Source organism: Kurthia sp. Dielmo, assembly GCF_000307285.2.
GTDB lineage: Bacteria > Bacillota > Bacilli > Bacillales_A > Planococcaceae > Kurthia > Kurthia populi.
This window is the reverse complement of the sequence record NZ_HE578960.1, coordinates 322,118-326,258: the sequence shown is the minus strand read 5'-3', so window position 1 is coordinate 326,258 and position 4,141 is coordinate 322,118. Positions and strand designations below refer to the sequence as shown.

The window sequence follows — 4,141 nt, the reverse complement described above, 5'->3', positions numbered from 1 at the left end:
CCTCCTAGAAGCGGTTGTTTTTACACGTATGTCAAAGCATCTTTTGGTTACTTCACAATCAATGCTGGGCAAGTGACACGCTTCATAATTTTATGACTGACGCTACCGAGCACCATTTCCTGTAGACTATTTAATCCACGGCTACCGAGCACAATTAGGTCGGCTTGTTGTTTGTTTGTATAATCAACAATGACCGGACCTGGTGTACCATGCAAAATCGTCACATTATACGTTACATTTGCTTCTTTTAGCAATTGTTCAATAGGATAAAGCGTTTTGCGGCGTTCTAAAAGGAGCGCATCGGATGATTTTGCATGAAGTAAATCTTTTTTCGATTGATCGAAGTCTACAACAAAGACAATTTCAATGATGGAATCTGCTGAAAGCTGTGCGAGTTTCGCAGCTTCCTTTGCGGCACGTATGGCATTTTCTGAACCATCGACGGCTAGTAAAATATGCTGATACATGAAAATCCCTACCTTTCCTATGGATGCAACTGCTCGAGGATTTTTTGACTAGAGGCATCTAATCCTTCGTAGTGCACACCAATTTGTTGTTGTTTTAGTAACTCTTCTACTTTCATAATGGCGACGACAGCCGATTCATCCCAAATTTTACTATTCGTAAAATCAGTCATAAGGCGGTTTCTGTTTTTTTAGTAGGAATTGACAAAAAAAATCCTAACATGGATAATGAAATGAATGATAGGGGGGGGATTTTGTGATTGTTCGACAGGCAGTAGTAGAGGATGCGGTACAAATTGCGGTCGTCATGGAGAACGCAGAGGCATCAGGCTGGATGCTATTTAATCCGGGCGAGCGCAACATAGAGGAATCTAGAATTCAACAGCTAATTCAACAATTAGTGGAAGCACCAAAGGCGAGTTTTTTTGTTGCAGTAGAGCAGGGAGACATCCTTGGCTATGCGATTATAAGAGGGGAGCATTTACAGCGTACGTCGCATCGAGCGGCTGTGATGCTTGGTGTGCATGATGCGAGTCGCGGAAAAGGTGTAGGGACACAGCTATTTGATGCGATGATAGCATGGGCAAAGGAATTTTCCATACATCGTTTAGAATTAACGGTTATTGAGCACAATATGCAGGCCATTCATTTGTATAAGAAAATGGGTTTTGAGGTAGAGGGCATTAAAAAGGATTCACTGAAAATAGACGAATCCTATGTAAATGAAGTCTATATGTCAAAAATGCTATAAAAAAAGGCTGACGCAAATGCATCAGCCTCTTTTTTATTGATACCGTTTTGCCAGTTGTGAAATCGTCGCATCTGTTGTACCTGTACCAACAGCATTGAATTTCCATTCGCCGTTATGACGATAAATTTCACCTGTAATAAGCGCAGTTTGCTCATTATAATCATCCGATAAATTAAAACGAATAAGCTCCTGATTACGGTCATCAAAAATGCGAATATAAGCGTTTTGAATAAGGCCAAAATGTTGTTTTTTCAGCTTGGCGCCGAAAATATTTACAACAAATACTAAGCGATTAAATTGCTCAGGCACCTCTTTTAATTTAACAACAATTTGCTCATCATCCCCGTCACCAGCGCCCGTCAAATTATCACCACTATGCTTCACCGAGCCATCCGCACTTTTTAGACGCGTAAATGAAATAATATCCTTATCGCTTTCTAAACGATCATTTTTCAACATAAATACAGAAGCATCACAGTCAATACTAACAACTGCTGACTTTAGCTTTTTGAAAAATCCACCCTGCTCTCCTTTACTTACCGGGTCCCATCCTAGCCCAACTGTCACCATATTTAACTGCTCATTACCTTTTGTTAAATCTACTTTTTGTCCTTTTACTAAACTAATCATACCGATTCCTCGCTTTCCTTTTTTGTTTCAAGCGATTTCATATCTTTATTATACCAAATAGTCCTTTGATTGGAAAAGTAGTCTTTAATTAGGTTTTGGCAATGAGATTGTAATGATTGTTCCTTTTCCGAGAACACTTTCTACATTAATTGTCCCATGATGCAATTTGATAAGTTGATCGGTAATCGCCATTCCTAATCCTGTACCCTCTATACTTTCGGTTGTTGCCGTGCCACGGTAATAGCGGTTAAATAGTTGCTTCACCGTTTCCTGATCCATGCCGCTACCATTATCCTGTATAACAATCATTTGTTGGTCCTCCGCTGGATAGGTTTTCAATTGAATCCGTGTTCCAGGTGAATTATGTTTTAGGGCATTAATTAATAAATTATCAATGACCCGTTGAAATAGAATAGGGTCAATTTTTACATAAGCTTTTTCTTGCTTGGAAATAAAATCAAAGTGAAATTTCTCTGCCTCGCTTGTATTCATTAATTGGATTAATGAGCGACGTAGCCATTCCGTTAATTCAATTTCTTCAATATTCAATGGTAAACGATTATTTTTCAAGCGATAAGTTAGTGTTAAATCATCGATTAATTCCTTCATATAATGCGCCTTATCATCCATTACCTCTAAAAATTGCTGTTGTTCCTCTTTTGACCAATCATGTGTAGAACGCAGCATTTTTGTGTAACCAATAACAGTTGACAGTGGAGTTTTTAAATCATGTGAAAGCCCACTGATCCACTCTTCACGCATTTTCTCCATTTGGGAGCGCTGTTGCTCATATTGAGATAGCTCTGTCGTCATATGCTCCATTGTTTCAACCATATCTTTGTATAAACGGAAGCGGCGACGAATGCGACCTTTCTTATTACGGAAAATAGGTTTGCCACGCTTGTTTATAGGGGCTTGATAATTTTTTTGCCCAATTTGGCGAATCCATTTCATAAAATGCAACATTGGATTGGCGAATTTTCTCGTATAGAAATAAACGAATAAGCCAAAAATAATGAGTACAACAATTAATAAAATAATTAGTAAGGGCACAAGATGTTGCCACACAGCTAAGAAGGCATCATCTGCAAGGCGATTAGCGACGATGAGCTGTTTTCCTGATGTCTCATCTGTGAAACGGAGAAGTTCATAACGGTATTCATCATAAAGTTCCTCAATTGCCTCTTCTGGGTGTTTATCGTTTAATGAATCGAGCACTGTCCCGTCCTTGTCAATATAGTAGACAGGATTTTTTGTTTTGATAGCAGGTAGCTTTACACCAGACCAGTCTATTTGCTGTTTCAGACGCGTCATATCTACCTTACCTTGATTGATTTTCCCAAGCACAACGGTATAATGCTGATTATCTAATTCAAGTGGGAATAAATTATAATCAATATTTTCATTTTTAAATAACTTTGTGTAGGTCGTTGGTATATTCTTTGGTACATTATTTTTCAAGCTCAATTTTTTGTCTTCATCATAAATAAGGAGCCATACTTGTTGCTTTTTTAATCTTTGTAGCAATGTAGGGTTGAGGTTTTCCATTGAATCAATGCTCTGGTCTAACCCTGTAATGGCCATCAAATCACTATTACTAGATTGTTCTTCCTTGGTTAAAGCATAGCCGAGTAGAAGCAGCATAGAGAGGGCAATCACAATAAATAAAATTATGAAACTTACTATTTGTGTAGAAAACTGTAGGGCAAAGCGACGCTGTAGATTCATAGACGGTTTCCTGGGACAAATTTATAGCCTAAGCCTCTAACAGTCACAATTCGCTCAGGGTTGCTTGGATTGTCTTCAATTTTTTGTCGTAATTTTCGGATGTGAACCATTACCGTATTATCCTCACCTAAATAAGCATCTTGCCAGACATTTTCGTACAATTGGCTTTTCGTAAAAAGTTGATTAGGATGTTTAGCGAAAAATAAGAGTAATTGATAGACCTGAGCGGATAATTCAACAGCCTTTCCTTGAAAGTAAACATCTCCAGAAGTAGTATGTATCATTAGCTGTGGAAACTGAAGTGTTGTTGAAACTTCAGGTTGGGTTTTTATGCGCCGTAGCTGTGCTTTTATGCGTGCTACGACTTCAAGTGGATTAAAGGGCTTCGTAATATAATCATCGCCACCTAACGCAAATCCTGATAACTTGTCTAAATCAGATGTACGGGCAGTGACAAAAAATATCGGTGCATTCGTTAATTGGCGAATTTGTGGGCAAATGTCAAACCCACTTTGTCCGGGAAGCATCACGTCTAATAAAATTAAATCATAGGATTGCTGCTTACAAT

The 4,141-nt window shown here is 38.4% G+C and carries 6 protein-coding genes; 1 reads left to right on the top strand and 5 read right to left on the bottom strand.

Going from position 1 to position 4,141, the window contains the following annotated elements:
- Positions 1–47: 47 nt before the first annotated feature.
- Both KTHG_RS15205 and KTHG_RS21420 read right to left on the bottom strand, forming a co-directional pair.
- Complete coding sequence (locus tag KTHG_RS15205) at positions 48–467, bottom strand: universal stress protein (protein ID WP_139994792.1); 420 nt, start codon at positions 465–467, stop codon at positions 48–50.
- A gap of 17 nt (positions 468–484) precedes the next feature.
- Positions 485–637 (bottom strand): hypothetical protein, encoded by a 153-nt coding sequence (locus KTHG_RS21420; protein WP_186439648.1) that lies wholly within the window; start codon positions 635–637, stop codon positions 485–487.
- 83 nt (positions 638–720) lie between these two features.
- Here KTHG_RS21420 and KTHG_RS15200 point away from each other — a divergent pair, with 83 nt between their 5' ends.
- Positions 721–1,215: a GNAT family N-acetyltransferase gene (locus KTHG_RS15200; RefSeq protein WP_126990394.1), complete on the top strand. Its 495-nt coding sequence runs from the start codon at positions 721–723 to the stop codon at positions 1,213–1,215.
- Positions 1,216–1,248: 33 nt separating this feature from the next.
- On the opposite strand, the gene KTHG_RS15195 is transcribed toward KTHG_RS15200, so the two are convergent.
- The 3 genes from KTHG_RS15195 to KTHG_RS15185 all read right to left on the bottom strand — a co-directional run.
- Positions 1,249–1,845 carry a TerD family protein gene (locus KTHG_RS15195; protein ID WP_126990393.1) on the bottom strand — a complete coding sequence of 199 codons (597 nt, stop codon included), beginning with the start codon at positions 1,843–1,845 and terminating at the stop codon, positions 1,249–1,251.
- Between the two features lie 84 nt (positions 1,846–1,929).
- Complete coding sequence (locus KTHG_RS15190; RefSeq protein WP_139994790.1) at positions 1,930–3,573, bottom strand: sensor histidine kinase; 1,644 nt, start codon at positions 3,571–3,573, stop codon at positions 1,930–1,932.
- Positions 3,570–4,141: response regulator transcription factor (locus tag KTHG_RS15185; protein ID WP_139994890.1), on the bottom strand; the 572-nt coding region annotated here is incomplete at its 5' end. The genes KTHG_RS15185 and KTHG_RS15190, both read right to left, overlap by 4 nt.